The 15,564-nt window shown below is 69.8% G+C and carries 14 protein-coding genes and 1 tRNA gene; 14 read left to right on the top strand and 1 reads right to left on the bottom strand.

Features of this window, described 5'->3' with window-relative positions:
* Positions 1–66 precede the first annotated feature (66 nt).
* From ACIA58_RS40525 to ACIA58_RS40510, 4 genes are read left to right on the top strand one after another with little or no spacing between them, the layout of a single operon-like run.
* On the top strand, positions 67–945 hold the full coding sequence (locus ACIA58_RS40525; RefSeq protein WP_396409192.1) for a MerR family transcriptional regulator: 879 nt from the start codon (positions 67–69) through the stop codon (positions 943–945).
* Positions 942–2,414, top strand: coding sequence for an SDR family oxidoreductase (locus tag ACIA58_RS40520; RefSeq protein ID WP_396409191.1), 1,473 nt, complete (start codon positions 942–944; stop codon positions 2,412–2,414). The genes ACIA58_RS40525 and ACIA58_RS40520 overlap by 4 nt, the downstream gene beginning before the upstream one ends.
* Entirely contained in the window at positions 2,411–2,848 is a 438-nt protein-coding gene (locus ACIA58_RS40515; RefSeq protein ID WP_396409190.1) for an SRPBCC family protein, read from the top strand. Before ACIA58_RS40520 ends, ACIA58_RS40515 begins: the two co-directional genes overlap by 4 nt.
* Entirely contained in the window at positions 2,845–3,780 is a 936-nt protein-coding gene (locus ACIA58_RS40510; protein WP_396409189.1) for an SDR family NAD(P)-dependent oxidoreductase, read from the top strand. Before ACIA58_RS40515 ends, ACIA58_RS40510 begins: the two co-directional genes overlap by 4 nt.
* An 83-nt stretch (positions 3,781–3,863) precedes the next feature.
* Here ACIA58_RS40510 and ACIA58_RS40505 read toward each other — a convergent pair.
* Positions 3,864–3,935 (bottom strand) — tRNA-Arg (locus ACIA58_RS40505).
* A gap of 189 nt (positions 3,936–4,124) precedes the next feature.
* Here ACIA58_RS40505 and ACIA58_RS40500 point away from each other — a divergent pair.
* The 10 genes from ACIA58_RS40500 to prfA all read left to right on the top strand — a co-directional run bounded on the left by ACIA58_RS40500 (position 4,125) and on the right by prfA (position 15,539).
* Positions 4,125–4,310: a PspC domain-containing protein gene (locus ACIA58_RS40500; protein ID WP_396409188.1), complete on the top strand. Its 186-nt coding sequence runs from the start codon at positions 4,125–4,127 to the stop codon at positions 4,308–4,310.
* Between the two features lie 43 nt (positions 4,311–4,353).
* Positions 4,354–4,881 carry a hypothetical protein gene (locus ACIA58_RS40495; protein ID WP_396409187.1) on the top strand — a complete coding sequence of 176 codons (528 nt, stop codon included), beginning with the start codon at positions 4,354–4,356 and terminating at the stop codon, positions 4,879–4,881.
* Positions 4,882–4,943: 62 nt separating this feature from the next.
* Positions 4,944–6,602, top strand: a complete 1,659-nt coding sequence (gene argS, locus ACIA58_RS40490; protein WP_396409186.1) for an arginine--tRNA ligase — start codon at positions 4,944–4,946, stop codon at positions 6,600–6,602.
* Positions 6,599–8,005, top strand: a complete 1,407-nt coding sequence (gene lysA, locus ACIA58_RS40485) for a diaminopimelate decarboxylase (protein ID WP_396409185.1) — start codon at positions 6,599–6,601, stop codon at positions 8,003–8,005. The genes argS and lysA overlap by 4 nt, the downstream gene beginning before the upstream one ends.
* Positions 8,002–9,297 carry a homoserine dehydrogenase gene (locus tag ACIA58_RS40480; protein ID WP_396409184.1) on the top strand — a complete coding sequence of 432 codons (1,296 nt, stop codon included), beginning with the start codon at positions 8,002–8,004 and terminating at the stop codon, positions 9,295–9,297. The genes lysA and ACIA58_RS40480 overlap by 4 nt, the downstream gene beginning before the upstream one ends.
* Before the next feature lie 4 nt (positions 9,298–9,301).
* Positions 9,302–10,366 carry a threonine synthase gene (gene thrC, locus ACIA58_RS40475; protein WP_396409183.1) on the top strand — a complete coding sequence of 355 codons (1,065 nt, stop codon included), beginning with the start codon at positions 9,302–9,304 and terminating at the stop codon, positions 10,364–10,366.
* A gap of 8 nt (positions 10,367–10,374) precedes the next feature.
* Complete coding sequence (gene thrB / locus ACIA58_RS40470) at positions 10,375–11,334, top strand: homoserine kinase (protein ID WP_396409182.1); 960 nt, start codon at positions 10,375–10,377, stop codon at positions 11,332–11,334.
* Between the two features lie 327 nt (positions 11,335–11,661).
* Complete coding sequence (rho, locus tag ACIA58_RS40465) at positions 11,662–13,881, top strand: transcription termination factor Rho (RefSeq protein ID WP_396409181.1); 2,220 nt, start codon at positions 11,662–11,664, stop codon at positions 13,879–13,881.
* 284 nt (positions 13,882–14,165) lie between these two features.
* Positions 14,166–14,372, top strand: coding sequence for a 50S ribosomal protein L31 (gene rpmE / locus ACIA58_RS40460; protein WP_396409180.1), 207 nt, complete (start codon positions 14,166–14,168; stop codon positions 14,370–14,372).
* Positions 14,373–14,462: 90 nt separating this feature from the next.
* On the top strand, positions 14,463–15,539 hold the full coding sequence (prfA, locus tag ACIA58_RS40455; RefSeq protein WP_396409179.1) for a peptide chain release factor 1: 1,077 nt from the start codon (positions 14,463–14,465) through the stop codon (positions 15,537–15,539).
* The last annotated feature ends 25 nt before the right edge of the window (positions 15,540–15,564 follow it).

Raw genomic sequence — 15,564 nt, 5'->3', positions numbered from 1 at the left:
GTCTAGAGATTAGACAGATCGTTGTGATCTAGTCAAAGGTCTGTCTAAAGTTTGTATAGTGTCCTTGTGGAGACTTCGGTACCGGCTGGTCTGCGGATCGGTGCGTTGAGCAAGCGCGCCGGTGTCAGTGAGCACGTCCTGCGTGCCTGGGAGACCAGGTACGGGTTGTTGTCGCCGACGCGGTCGGCCGGCGGCTACCGGCTGTACTCGGAGAGCGATGTACGCCGGGTGCAGCGGATGCGGACGTTCCTCGCCCAGGGACTGTCCGCGTCCGAGGCGGCCCGGGCTGTGCTGGCCGAGCGCGCGACCGCGGCCGCCGACCCGGTCGCCGTTCGGAAGGCGGAGTCGGGCGGTGCGGCCAGTCTCAGGTCAGCCCTGGACGAACTGGACGAGCGGGCCGCGCACCGCGTGCTGGACGAGCTGTTCGGTTCGCTGACCATCGAGGCTGTCATCCGGGACGTGCTGATTCCTTACCTGCACGAACTGGGTGACCGGTGGGGCCGGGGCGAAGTGACTGTCGGGCAGGAGCACTTCGCCAGCAACCTGATCCGGTCCCGGCTCGCGGGACTGGCCCCTGGGTGGGGTGGGGGCCAGGGCCCGCGAGCACTGCTGGCCTGTCCGCCCGGAGAGCTGCACGACATCGCTCTGCTGTCGTTCGGCCTCATCCTGCGGCGCTCCGGCTGGCGGGTGATCTACCTCGGTGCGGATTCGCCGATGGCCGATGTCGAACACGCTGCCGGGGTGCTGGGGCCCGAGCTGGTGATGCTGTCCGCGTCCGACTCCATCCGGTTCGACTCCGTCCGCACCCAACTCGTCCGGCTGGCGCAAAACACGTCCCTTGCGCTAGCCGGACCAGGCGCCTCCGCCGAGCTCGCAACCGCGGTCGGCGCGCAGTACGTCGAAGCCGACCCGGTGACCGCCGCCGAGGAATGGAGCGACCGATGACTCGTGTCCTCGTGACCGGAGCCACTGGCTACATCGGCGGCCGGCTGGTGCCGGAGCTGCTCTCGGCCGGGTACGACGTCCGCGTCCTGGCCAGGAATCCGCAGCGGCTCGACACCCGGCCGTGGCGGTCGCGGATCGACGTCGTCGAGGGTGATGCCTCCGACCCGGCCGTGCTGACGAGGGCACTGGACTGCGTCGACGTCGCGTACTACCTGATCCACTCGATGGGCACCGGCCGCCGGTTCGAGGAGCGGGACCGGCGTACCGCGCTGGCCTTCGGTGCGGCCTGCCGCGAGTCCGGTGTTGGGCGGATCGTCTACCTGGGTGGTCTGCACCCCGACGGCGAGGAGCTGTCGCCGCATCTCGGCTCCCGTCGTGAGGTGGGGGAGATCCTGCTCGCCAGCGGGGTCCCGACGACAGTGCTGCAGGCGGCGGTGATCATCGGCTCCGGCTCCGCATCGTTCGAGATGCTGCGCTACCTCACCGAGCGGTTGCCGGTGATGGTGACGCCACGCTGGCTGGACACGCGGATCCAGCCGATCGCGGTTCGCGACGTACTGCACTACCTCGTCGGGTCCGCTCAGATGCCCGCCGAGGTGAACCGTGGCTTCGACATCGGTGGGCCGGACGTGCTGACGTACCGCGCGATGATGCAGCGGTACGCCGCTGTGGCGGGCCTGCGGCCGCGCAGGATCAGGACGGTGCCGTTGCTGACGCCGTCCCTGTCCAGTCACTGGGTCGGTCTGGTCACGCCGGTGCCGAGCGGCATCGCACGGCCATTGGTCGACAGCCTGGTGCACGAGGTGGTCTGCAAGGACCACGACATCGACAAGTACGTCGAGCCGCGTCCGGCCGGCGGGATCGGGTTCGACCGCGCGGTGGAGCTTGCGCTGAAGAAGGTGCACGACCTGGACGTGAGTACGTCGTGGGCGTCGGCCTCGACACCGGGTGCGCCGAGCGATCCGTTGCCGGGCGATCCGGACTGGTCGGGCGGCTCGCTGTACGTCGACGAACGCGACTGCGCGGTCGCTGCGCCACCGGAGCGGCTCTGGAAGGTCATCGAGGGCATCGGCGGTCGCCGCGGCTGGTACTCGTGGCGCCTGGGCTGGTGGACCCGCGGGCTGCTCGACCGGATCGTCGGCGGGCCAGGGCTGCGGCGTGGCCGGCTGCATCCGGACACGTTGTCGGTCGGCGATCCGCTGGACTGGTGGCGGGTCGAGACGCTCGACCGCGGCCGGTTGCTGCGGCTGCGGGCCGAGATGCGGTTGCCGGGTGAGGCGTGGCTCGAGCTGCGGGCGGGGACCGACGAGCACGGGCGCACGCTGTTCCGGCAGCGCGCGCTGTTCCATCCACGGGGTCTACCGGGAGAGCTGTACTGGGCGGCCATCCGGCCGTTCCACGACGTCGTCTTCGGCGGCATGCAGCGCAACATCGCGCACGCCGCCGAACGAGCCGAGGAGACCCGATGATCGTCATCGAACGTGAAGTGGCCGTCGCAGCCACCCCCGAGCGCGTCTTCGACTACCTGTCCGACTTCCGCACCACTGAGGAATGGGATCCCGGTACGGTCCGGACGGTGCTGCTGCAGGGCGACGGTGGCATCGGTACGACGTACCGCAACACCTCTCGCTTCAGCGGCCGGGAGACTGAGCTGATCTACGAGGTGGTGGAGCGCATCCGGCCCGAGCGCCTGGTACTGCGTGGTGAGAACCGCACGGTCGTTGCCCACGACACCATGAGGTTCTTCAGCGAGGGGCACGTCACCCGGGTCGTCTACCGGGCCGAGTTCCGGCTCAAAGGGCTGGCGCGCTTGGCCGAACCCTTCTTCCGCAAGCCCTTCGACCGCCTCGGTGAAGAAGCCGAGGAGGGCCTGCGCAACGCTCTGGGGAGGCTGGCGGCATGAGCGCGCTGGACACGCTCCTGGACCGGACGGTCATCCCTGGCTACAGCAAGCTCGGCTACCGACTCCGCAGCCGCACCTGGCCGGACGACGACCCAGCGCCCAACTCCCTGACCGGCAAGACCGTCATAGTCACCGGCGCCCGCTCCGGCCTGGGCAAAGCCACCGCGGCAGACCTAGCGCGTCTGGGTGCCAGAGTCCGCCTGGTGGTCCGCGACGCTTCCCGCGCCGCCTCCGCAGTAGCCGACCTTCGCGGCGACGTCCCCGACGCCACCTTCGAGGTCGACGAGTGCGACATCTCCGACCTTGACGCCGTACGCCGCTACGCCGGCCGCCTCACCGATCCCATCCACGCCCTGATCCACAACGCCGGCGTAATGCCCGCCAAACGCACTCAGTCCCCTCAGGGCCACGAACTGACGCTGGCCACCCACGTCCTGGGCCCGTTGCTACTGACAGAGCTCCTGAAACCCCTGCTCGCGGATGGCCGTGTCATCTTCGTCGCCTCCGGAGGCATGTACACCCAGCCCCTCCCCACCGACCCGGAGTACCGAGACACCCCCTACAAGGCCGCCACCGCCTACGCGAGAACCAAACGCATCCAGGTAGAACTAACCCCCCTCCTCGCCGCAGACCTGGCTCCCACCTTCGTAGCCACCATGCACCCCGGCTGGTCCGAAACCCCAGGCCTGACGGACTCCCTCCCAGGCTTCACCCGCCTGACGAAGCACCTGCTGCGCACACCAGCCGAAGGAGCCGACACCACAGTCTGGCTAGCAGCCACGGAGCCGGCACCCCACACCGGCAAGTTCTGGCACGACCGCGAGCCCCGCCCCACCCACTACCTCAACCGAACCCGGGAATCCGAACCCGCCCGCCTCGCCATGTGGACCTACTGCAGGGCAGCGGCCGGCATCCAGCCACAAGCCACCTGACCGGCACGCGGCAGGGCCCCACAAAACATATCGGCCGATCGGAATGCGCGTTCTCCGCGCATACAGATCGGCCGGATTGGTCGCGCCCCCGGCAGGATTCGAACCTGCGCACCCGCCTCCGGAGGGCGGTGCTCTATCCCCTGAGCTACGGGGGCTCAGGAACGTGCAGAACAGTAGCAGGAAGTTGACTCAAATCCCGAATTGGGGGCTTGCCCGGCGCGGTCCTACCAAAGGGGTACGGGCAGACCCTGAGCGGACCCTGGAAGGGGGTGTGGGAGGGAGCAGATGGGGGCCGGCCGCCGTCATAGTGGGTGTAAGTCCAACGGTGGAAAGGAAACGTACTCATGGCAAGCACTCTGGTTCGCCCGGCCAACGATCGCTGGATCGGCGGTGTGTGCTCCGGACTGGCTCGCCGGTTCGGGATCTCCGCCAACACGATGCGCCTGATCTTCGTGGTCAGCTGCCTCCTGCCCGGCCCGCAGTTCCTGATCTACATCGTGCTGTGGGTGCTGATGCCGTCGGAGCGCTGACCCTCGCGCGCCGTACGCCGCGCCGCATGGCAACCTGCTCTGCATGAGAGCAGGCAGCTGGCGAACGGCCGTCACGGCAGCCGTCTTGCTGCTCGCGAGCAGCATGGTGGGCGGCTGCCAGGTCGGTCCCGCGCCGCCGGCAGCCGCCGTACTGCGGACCAGCGCCCCACCATGGGACGCCCCGCGGGACGCGGTCTCGTACATCGACAAGGCCGGCTTCGAACAGCTCCCGCTCGACTTCTCCGGCCCCTCGCCGTACACCGTGCACATCGCGGTCGCGGTCGACGGCAAGCCGGTCGAGATCCCGGCCGGCATCGGTATCGACAAACTCCGCGCCGAGCAGGCCGCCGTCCACACCCACACCACCGACGGCGTCGTCTGGGTCGAGTCCAAAACCACCTCCGACCACCCCACCCTCGCCCAGTTCTTCACGCTCTGGGGCGTCCGGTACGACGCCAACTGCCTGGCGGATGCCTGCGCCGGCCTGAAGGTCGCGGTGAACGGCGCACCCGCCGCCTGGGACACCCCGCTGGTCCGTAACGGCCACATCACGGTGAGCGCGCGGAGCTGACCGCGTACCGGGCTGTGGATAGCGAGTCAAGGGTTTGGGCGCAGGCCCATTAGGCTGAGGCGGTGACTCCGGAACAGCTCGCTGAGAAGATCCTGCAGGCCCTGGCCGCGCTCGCCGACGACGGCGCCATCACCGTCGAGGGCGGGCTGCCGCGCGAGCTGAAGGTCGAGCGCCCCAAGAACCCCGAGCACGGGGACTACGCAACCAACGTCGCGATGCAGCTCGGCAAGCGTGCCGGGATGAATCCGCGGCAGTTCGCCGAGCTGCTGGCGGTCCGGCTCCGCGACGACGAGGCGATCACCGCGGTGGAGATCGCCGGGCCGGGGTTCATCAACCTCCGCGTCGCAGCCGACGCCCAGGGCAAGGTCGCGCAGGCGATCCTCGACGCCGGCCCGAAGTACGGGACCAGCGACAGCCTCCACGGCCGCGCGATCAACGTCGAGTTCATCTCGGCGAACCCGACCGGCCCGCTGCATCTCGGCCATACCCGCTGGGCGGCCGTCGGCGACGCGCTCGCCCGGGTGCTGTCCGCCGCCGGCGCGAGTGTCACCCGCGAGTTCTACATCAACGATCGCGGCAACCAGATGGACAAGTTCGGCGCCAGCCTGCAGGCCGCCGCGCACGGGCAGCCGATCCCCGAGGACGGCTACCACGGCGAGTACATCCTCGACCTGGCCAAGCATATCGCCGAAGAGGTCCCGGACCTGCTGACGCTGCCGGACGACGAGCAGATGGTCGCCTTCCGCGAGGCGGGGTACGAGCGTCAGCTCAAGGAGCAGCAGGCCCAGCTGGAGCACTTCCGGACCAAGTTCGACGTCTGGTTCTCCGAGCGCAGCCTGCACGAGCAGGACGGCGTCGGCCACGCGATCGAGAAGCTCCGCGAGCAGGGCCATCTGTACCACGCGGACGACGCGCTGTGGATGCGGACGACGGACTTCACCGACGACAAGGACCGCGTCCTGATCCGCTCGAACGGCGAGCCGACGTACTTCGCCTCCGACGCGGCCTACTACGTGAACAAGCGCGACCGCGGTTTCGAGACGTGCATCTACATGCTCGGCGCCGACCACCACGGGTACGTGAACCGCCTGAAGGCGATCGCGGCCTGCGCCGGCGACGACCCCGAGCGCAACATCGAGATCCTGATCGGCCAGCTGGTGAAGATCCTCAAGGGCGGCGAGGAGATGAAGCTGTCCAAGCGGGCCGGCACGATCGTCACGCTCGCCGAGCTGGTCGAGGAGGGCGGCGTCGACGCCCTGCGCTACACGCTCTGCCGTTACCCGACGGACTCGCCGCTGACGCTGGACATCGAGGAGATGACCCGCCAGGCCAGCGAGAACCCGGTGTACTACGTGCAGTACGCGCACGCCCGGCTGGCGTCGATCCTGCGGAACGCGGACGAGCTCGGCATCAAGCTCGACGAGTTCGACCCGGGCCTGCTCAGCCACGAGCGCGAGGGCGACCTGCTCCGCGCGCTCGCCGAGTTCCCCCGCGTCGTCGCCACCTCGGCCGAGCTGCGCGAGCCGCACCGGGTCGCGCGGTACCTCGAGGACACGGCGTCGGCGTTCCACAAGTTCTACGACAGCTGCCGCGTGCTGCCGCGCGGCGACGAGGAGGTGGAGCCGGTGCACAAGGCTCGCCTGACCCTGGTCTCCGCGACCCGGACCGTCATCGCCAACGGGCTCGACCTGCTCGGCGTCTCCGCACCGGAGCGGATGTGAGGGCGCACGAGGCGGGCGCGCTGCACGCCGACATCGGCCACCGGGCCCCGCCCTGGCTGCGCGCGCCACGGGACCCCAACGACCTGGTCACCCCGCTCTGGTCGATGAACGCGAAGAAGAACGGTGAAGGCGCCCTCGAGGTCGGCGGCGTCGACCTGCGCGAGCTGGTCGCCGAGCACGGCAGCCCGGCGTACGTGCTGGACGAGGACGACTTCCGGGCCCGGGCCCGCGCGTTCAAGCACGCCTTCAAGGACTTCGACGTCTACTACGCGGGCAAGGCCTTCCTCAGTACGACGATCGTCCGCTGGGTGATGGAAGAGGGCCTGAACCTCGACATCTGCAGCGGGGGAGAGCTCGCGGTCGCGCTCCGGGCCGGCGCCGATCCCAAGCGTCTCGGGTTCCACGGCAACAACAAGTCCGTGTCCGAGCTGGCCCGCGCGCTGGACGCCGGCGTCGGGCGGATCGTCGTCGACTCGCAGTACGAGATCTCCCGGCTGATCGAGCTGGCGGGGGAGCGCGGCGTCGTCGCGCCGCTGATGATCCGGGTCACGGCCGGCGTCGAGGCGCACACCCACGAGTACATCGCGACCGCGCACGAGGACCAGAAGTTCGGCTTCTCGATCACCTCCGGCGCGGCCTTCGAAGCCGTTGCCCGGGTCAACGAAGCGCCGGAGCTGGAGCTGCTCGGCCTGCACTCGCACATCGGTTCGCAGATCTTCGACTCGTCCGGGTTCGAGGTCGCCGCCAAGCGCGTGATCGCCTTGCACGCAAGGGTTTCCGAGGAGCTCGGCGTGGACATGCCGGAGCTCGACCTCGGCGGCGGGTTCGGGATCGCCTACACCACCCAGGACGACCCGTCCGACCCGGCGCAGCTGGCCACCGAGATGGGCAAGATCGTCGAGCACGAGTGCCGCGCGTTCGAGGTCGACGTGCCCAAGGTCTCGATCGAGCCGGGCCGCGCGATCGTCGGTCCGGCCATGTGCACGGTGTACTCGGTCGGCACGGTCAAGGAGGTCGAGCTCGACGCCGGCGCCGCCCGGACGTACGTGTCGGTCGACGGCGGCATGAGCGACAACATCCGCGCCGCGCTGTACGACGCCGACTACTCCTGCACGCTCGCGAACCGGTACTCCGACTCCGAGCCGACGCTGGCCCGCGTGGTCGGCAAGCACTGCGAGGCCGGGGACATCGTGGTCAAGCACGAGTTCCTGCCGTCCGACGTGCGGCCCGGCGACCTGATCGCCGTGCCGGGCACGGGTGCGTACTGCCGGTCGATGGCGAGCAACTACAACCACGTGCCGCGGCCACCGGTGATCGCGGTCAAGGACGGCCGAACGCGGGTCCTCGTCCGCCGTGAGACCGAAGACGACCTGCTTCTCCTCGACATGGGGGCCGCCGAATGAACGACAACAAACCTCTCAAGGTGGGCCTGCTCGGTTGCGGCGTGGTCGGCACCGAAGTGGTGCGGATCCTGACCGAGCAGGCGGACCATCTCGCGGCCCGCGTGGGCGCCAGGCTGGAGATCGCGGGCATCGCCGTACGGCGACCCGGGCGGGCGCGTGACATCGCCGTCGACCCGGAGCTGATCACGACCGACGCGCACGCCCTAGTCTCGCGCGGCGACCTGGATCTGGTGATCGAGGTGATCGGCGGTCTCGAGCCCGCGCGCGGCCTGATCCTGACCGCGCTCGAGCACGGCGCCTCCGTCGTCACGGCGAACAAGGCGCTGCTCGCCGAGGACGGCCCGACCCTGTTCGCGGCCGCCGAGAAGTACGAGCGCGACCTGTACTTCGAGGCCGCCGTCGCCGGCGCGATCCCGATCCTGCGGCCGCTGCGCGAGTCGCTCGCCGGCGACGACGTGATGCGGGTGATGGGCATCGTCAACGGCACCACGAACTACATCCTCGACAAGATGGACAGCACCGGCGCCGGCTTCGACGAGGCGCTCGAGGAGGCCCAGGCGCTCGGGTACGCCGAGGCCGACCCGACCGCCGACATCGAGGGATTCGACGCGGCCGCGAAGGCGGCGCTGCTGGCCAGCCTCGCGTTCCACACCCGCGTCTCGATCGCCGACGTGCACCGTGAAGGCATCACCGAGGTGAGCGCGACCGACATCGCGTCGGCCCGGGAGATGGGCTGTGTGGTGAAGTCGCTGGCGATCTGCGAGCTGGACGAGCGGACCGATTCGGTGAGCGCACGGGTCTATCCCGCGATGATCCCGGTCACGCATCCGTTGGCCAGTGTTCGGGACGCGTACAACGCGGTTTTCGTGGAAAGCAAGGCAGCCGGGCAGCTGATGTTCTATGGTCGTGGTGCCGGCGGCGCCCCGACGGCCAGTGCAGTCCTCGGGGATCTGGTGTCCGCCGCGCGCAACCGGCTCAAGGGCGTGCCGGGTGTCGGCGAGTCGTCGTACACCCAGCGGGCCGTGCGGCCGATGGGCGACGCGATGACCCGCTACCACGTGTCGCTGGACGTGGCCGACAAGGCCGGTGTGCTCGCGGCGGTCGCGCAGGCCTTCGCGGAACACGACGTGTCGATCCAGACCGTCCGCCAGGAGGGCCGGGGCAGTGACGCGCAGTTGGTGGTGGTCACCCACACCGCGACCGACGCCGCGTTGTCCGCGACGGTGGAGTCGTTGCGCGACATGGACACCGTTCGTGAAGTCAGCAGTGTGATGCGGGTAGAAGGCGGGTAATTCAATGGCGCACCAGTGGCAAGGCGTGATCGAGGAGTACAGAGATCGGCTGCCCGTCTCGGCGGACACGCCGGTGGTCACGCTGGGCGAGGGCGGGACACCGCTGGTGGCCGCGCAGTGGCTGAGCGAGCAGACCGGTTGCGAGGTCTGGCTGAAGGTCGAGGGCAACAACCCGACCGGCTCGTTCAAGGACCGCGGCATGACCGTGGCGATCTCGCTCGCCGCGCAGGCCGGTGACAAGGCGGTCGTCTGCGCCTCGACCGGCAACACGTCGGCCTCCGCCGCGGCGTACGCCGTGCGCGCCGGGCTGGTCCCGCTGGTGCTCATCCCGGCCGGCCGGATCGCCAAGGGCAAGCTCGCGCAGGCGGTCGTGCACGGCGCCAAGCTCGTGCAGATCGACGGCGGGTTCGACGACTGCCTGCGGATCGTCCGCGAGCTCGGCAAGCACTACCCGGTCGCCCTGGTGAACTCGGTCAACCCGGTCCGCCTGGAAGGGCAGAAAACGGCGGCCTTCGAGGTCTGCGACGCGCTCGGCGACGCTCCCGATCTGCACCTGCTCCCGGTCGGCAACGCCGGCAACATCGCGGCCTACTGGAAGGGCTACCAGGAGTACGCGAAGGACAAGCTCGCGACCAGGACCCCGCGGATGTGGGGTTTCCAGGCCGAAGGCGCCGCGCCGATCGTGCGCCGCGCGATCGTCGAGAAGCCGGACACCGCGGCCACCGCGATCCGGGTCGGGAACCCGGCGTCCTGGACGCTGGCCGAGGCCGCGCGGGACGAGTCCGGCGGCCGGATCGAGATGGTCACCGACGAGCAGATCCTGGCCGCGCAGCGCGAGCTCGCCGCCCGCGAGGGCGTCTTCGTCGAGCCGGCCTCCGCGGCCGGTGTCGCCGGTCTGCTGCACGCGAAGGCGCAGGGCTGGTTGCCCGGCGGCTCGACCGTGGTGATCACCGTGACAGGCCACGGCCTGAAGGACATCGACACCGCGCTCGACCACGTCAGCATGGACGAGTCGCCGGTGACCCCGGCCGACACCGACGCGGTGGCCCGCGTCGCCGGCCTGGCGTGAGCGCGGCCGTGCCGCCCTCGACCGCCGACCAGTCCGGCGCACAGCGCCGGCCGTGCGACCAGGTCCGGGTCCGGGTCCCGGCGACGAGCGCGAACCTCGGCCCGGGCTTCGACGCATTCGGCCTGGCGTTGACGTTGTACGACGACCTGGTCGTGACGCCCGGCGGATCAGGCGTCACCGTCCAGGTGGGCGGATGCGGCGAGGGCGAGGTGCCGCTGGACGAGACGCATCTGGTGGTCCGCTCGATCCGGGCCGGGCTCGAGGCGCTGGGTGCGTCCGTGCCCGGATTCACCGTGAAATGCGAGAACCGGATCCCGCACGGTCGTGGGCTCGGTTCGTCGTCCGCCGCGATCGTCGGCGGCCTTGCGGCGGCGTACGCGCTGGCCGGCGAGCCGGTCGACCGCGAGCGCCTCGTCCTACTGGCGAACGAGATCGAAGGGCATCCCGACAACGTGGCGGCGGCAGCCCTCGGTGGCTTCACGATCGCCTGGACCGAAGGTGAGGGGCGCGGCCGCGCGGTCAAGCTCGATCCGGCGGACGGGTTGGCGGCGGTTGCTTACGTACCTGGCAACCGCGTGCTGACCAAGGAGGCGCGCGGACTGCTGCCCGGCGTTGTTTCCCACAGTGACGCCGCGGCGAACGCGGGGAAGGCCGCTTTGCTCGTCGCGGCCATGACCGGACGGCCTGAGTTGTTGCTGACCGCGACCGAGGACCGCCTGCACCAGGAGTACCGCGAGCCGGCCATGCCGGAGAGCCTCGCGCTGGTGCGCAAACTGCGCGGCAGCGGGCTCGCCGCGATCGTCAGCGGGGCCGGCCCGACAGTCGCCGTACTCGGTGGTCACGACGGTAGAAGCGCAGGTCACGGCGATGTTTTCGGTGGTACGCCGGATGCTCCGGACGGCTGGACGAAGTACGAGCTGGGCATCGATCCAGTCGGCGTACAGGTCTGGTCGATGGAAGCAGGCTGAGCCGGCGGAATGCCGGGGCGCTGACACGCGTTGTACCCCTGGAGTCAACCGGACGACCCGTAGTGGTGCTAGTCTCGACTCACCCGATCCCCTCCAGGTGATCGGTGAACTCTCGTCACGATCCGGGCTGTGCTCCCGGCACCCTGTGTTGTGTGGCGACCCTCCTGTGGATATGACCTTGCGCCGCCTGCGTCGGAGAAGTCCGGGGGGACTCAGATCGAGCGAGAGCCTCTTGTACCCCACGTGCCCGTTGCGCGGTCGTGGGTGGAATGAAATTGGTCGGTGAGCCGTGCAGGCCATCGACGATCCGTGTGGGAAGGACCTCACGTGACAGAAACTGTTGAAGCCTCCAGCGGGGACGCCGCGGCCACCACCGCGACGCGTCGCCGGAAAGCTGGCGGCGGCCTCGAGGGCATGCTGCTCCCCGAGCTCAAGCAGCTCGCCGGGACGCTCGGCATCAAGGGCACCGGCGCTCTGCGCAAGGGCCAGCTGATCGAGGCGATCAAGGCTGCTCAGGCCGGCGGTTCCGCCGCCAAGGGCGGCCAGACCGGCAGCTCCCGGGCGAAGGCGACCCAGCCGACGCTGGACGAAGCCGCTGAGTCATCGGCGTCATCGGCGTCATCGGCGCCCGCGGCGAAGACCGCTGAGGCGCCGGCCAAGCGCGAGGGCGGCAGTCGCCGGACCCGCGCCGCGGCCCAGAAAGAGACTCCGCAGGACGAGCCGGCGCAGAACGGCGCCGCTCCCGAGGTGACCGCTCCGGCCGCCGCGACCGCCGCCTCCTCGGCTCCGGCCGAGGCGCCCGCCGCAGCGCAGGCCGGGACCGCCGCCCAGAACGGCGCCGCCGAGCGGGTCGAGACGCGTGGCGAGGACCGCGCCGACGACCGCGGCGAGGGCCAGACCCGGACCCGGGAGCGCGGCCGCGACAACAACCGCGACAACCGCGACGGCAACCAGAGCCGCGAGCAGGGCCGGGACGGCAACCGCGACCGTAACCGCGACAACCAGAGCCGGGACGCCAACCGGGACGGTCAGCGCGACGGCCAGGGCAGCCGCGACGGCAACCGCGAGCAGGGCCGGGACGCCGGCCGCGACCGCAACCGCGACACCAGCCGCGACGGTCAGCGCGACACCAGCCGTGACGGTCAGCGCGACGGACAGCGTGACGGTCAGCGTGATGGGCAGGGCGACCAGCGGAACCGCCAGGACGACCGCGGCGAGGAAGGCGACGGCCGCCGTCGCCGCCGCCGGGGCCGCGACCGGGACCGCAACCGGGACGGCCAGCCCAGCAACCGCGACGGTCGTGACAGCGGTCGCGACGGTGGCCGTGAGAGCAACCGCAACCGTGGTCGCGGCGAGCGGTTCGACGCCGAGCCGACGATCAGCGAGGACGACGTCCTCGTCCCGGCTGCCGGCATCCTCGACGTGCTCGACAACTACGCGTTCGTCCGGACCAGCGGCTACCTGCCCGGCCCGAACGACGTGTACGTCGCGCTCTCGATGGTGAAGCGCTACGGCCTGCGCAAGGGCGACGCGATCACCGGTGCGGTGAAGCAGCCGCAGGAGGGCGAGCGCAAGGAGAAGTTCAACCCGCTGGTCCGGATCGACACCGTCAACGGCGCCGACCCGGAGATCGCCAAGCAGCGGCAGGACTTCAACAAGCTCACCCCGCTGTACGCGACCGAGCGGCTCCGCCTGGAGACCGAGCCCGGCGTACTCACCACCCGGATCGTCGACATCGTCAGCCCGATCGGCAAGGGCCAGCGCGGCCTGATCGTCTCGCCGCCGAAGGCCGGTAAGACGATGGTGCTGCAGGCGCTCGCGAACGCGATCACCACGAACAACCCCGAAGTACACCTGATGGTCGTGCTGGTGGACGAGCGGCCCGAAGAGGTCACGGACATGCAGCGGACGGTCAAGGGCGAGGTCATCGCCTCGACGTTCGACCGCCCGGCCGACGACCACACCACGGTCGCGGAGCTGGCGATCGAGCGGGCGAAGCGGCTGGTCGAGCTCGGCCACGACGTCGTCGTACTGCTCGACTCGATCACCCGGCTCGGTCGTGCGTACAACATCGCGGCGCCTGCCAGCGGCCGGATCCTGTCCGGTGGTGTGGACTCGTCCGCGCTGTACCCGCCGAAGCGGTTCTTCGGTGCGGCCCGCAACATCGAGGACGGCGGCTCGCTGACCATCCTCGCGACCGCGCTGATCGAGACTGGCTCGAAGATGGACGAGGTGATCTTCGAGGAGTTCAAGGGCACCGGCAACATGGAGCTGCGGCTGCGCCGCGAGTTCGCCGACCGGCGGATCTTCCCGGCCATCGACGTCGTCGCCTCCGGCACCCGCCGCGAGGAGCTGCTGATGTCGAAGGACGAGACCCAGGTGGTCTGGAAGCTGCGCCGGGTGCTGTCCGCGCTCGACGGCCAGGCCGCGCTGGAGCTGCTGATCGGCAAGCTCAAGGAGAGCAAGTCGAACATCGAGTTCCTGCTCCAGGTCAACAAGACCACCCCGTCGACCGGCAGCGGCCACAGCACCACCAACGGCGACTGACGCACGACAACTCACACGTACGGGCGCCGGCGCACCAGCAGCCGCCGGCCTCCGCATGTCCATCTCAGGGGTCAGCCCCTGAGCTGATGGGTTTGGCTCTTGCATACCAGGGGCAAACCCACCAGCTCAGGGGCTGACCCCTGAGCTGGTATGCGGCGCGATGGGCGACGGGATGCCCAGCGGATTTCCGTGGGATCGACGGGGCGTGGCACACTAGGTGGCTGGTTCCGGTTCACGTTCGTACCGTGCGAACGACCCGGGACACCTGAACCTAGGAGACTGTCTTGAAGAGCGACATCCACCCGACGTACGTGGAGACCACGGTGACCTGCACCTGTGGCTCGACGTTCACCACGCGCTCGACAGCGGACAACGGCGTGATCCACGCCGACGTGTGCTCGCAGTGCCACCCCTTCTACACCGGTAAGCAGAAGATTCTCGACACCGGTGGCCGGGTCGCCCGCTTCGAGAAGCGGTACGCCAAGAAGTAGCTTTCCAGCCGCGCGCCGGTTCCGCCTGTCATGGGCGGGACCGGCGCGCGGTTTGTGTTGTCAGGGTTGGTTCGAGAGGAGGAGTGCAGCATGTTCGAGGCGGTTCAGACGCTGAAGGCGGAGTACGCCGAGCTGGAGCGGCAGATGGCCGAGCCGGAGCTGCACTCCGACCAGGCCAACGCCCGCAGGGTCGGCAAGCGGTACGCCGCGCTGGCGCCGGTGGTTCGTACGTACGACGAGTGGCGGCAGACCGGGGACGACATCGAGGCCGCGCGCGAGCTGGCCTCGGAGGATGCCGCGTTCGCCGAGGAAGCGACCCGGTTGACGGCCCGGCGGGAGGAGCTGGCGGAGCGGTTGCAGACGCTGCTCGTGCCGCGGGACCCCAACGACGACAAGGACGCGATCCTCGAGATCAAGGCGGGTGAGGGCGGTGACGAGTCCGCGCTGTTCGCCGGCGACCTGTTGAAGATGTACCTGAAGTACGCCGAGTCACAGAACTGGAAGACCGAGGTGCTCGACTCGGCCGAGTCCGACCTGGGCGGGTACAAGTCGATCACGGTCGCGGTGAAGGCGAAGGGCACGCCGGAGCCGGGCGACGCGCCGTACGCGAAGCTGAAGTTCGAGGGCGGCGTGCACCGGGTGCAGCGGGTGCCCGTGACCGAGTCGCAGGGGCGGATCCACACGTCCGCGGCCGGCGTGCTCGTGCTGCCGGAAGCCGAGGACGTCGACGTCGAGATCGACCCGAACGATCTGCGGATCGATGTGTTCCGGTCGTCGGGTCCGGGCGGGCAGAGCGTGAACACGACCGACTCCGCCGTCCGCATCACTCACCTGCCGACCGGCATCGTAGTGTCGATGCAGAACGAGAAGTCCCAGCTGCAGAACCGTGAGCAGGCGATGCGCGTACTGCGTGCCCGGTTGCTGGCCGCGGCGCAGGAGGCGGCCGACCAGGAGGCGTCCGACGCCCGGCGGTCGCAGATCCGCACGGTCGACCGGTCGGAGCGGGTCCGGACGTACAACTTCCCGGAGAACCGCTTCTCCGACCACCGCGTCGGCTACAAGGCCCACAACCTGGACCAGGTCCTCGGCGGCGAGCTCGAGCCGGTCATCACAGCCCTCACCGAAGCCGACCTGACCGCCCGCCTCGAGGCCGTTGAGTCCCAGTGAGCACAGAAGAACCCCGCCCCCTCGC

Origin of the sequence: Kribbella sp. NPDC051586 (assembly GCF_044453965.1) — a bacterium.
GTDB lineage: Bacteria > Actinomycetota > Actinomycetes > Propionibacteriales > Kribbellaceae > Kribbella.
This window is presented reverse-complemented; position numbering and strand designations above follow the sequence as displayed.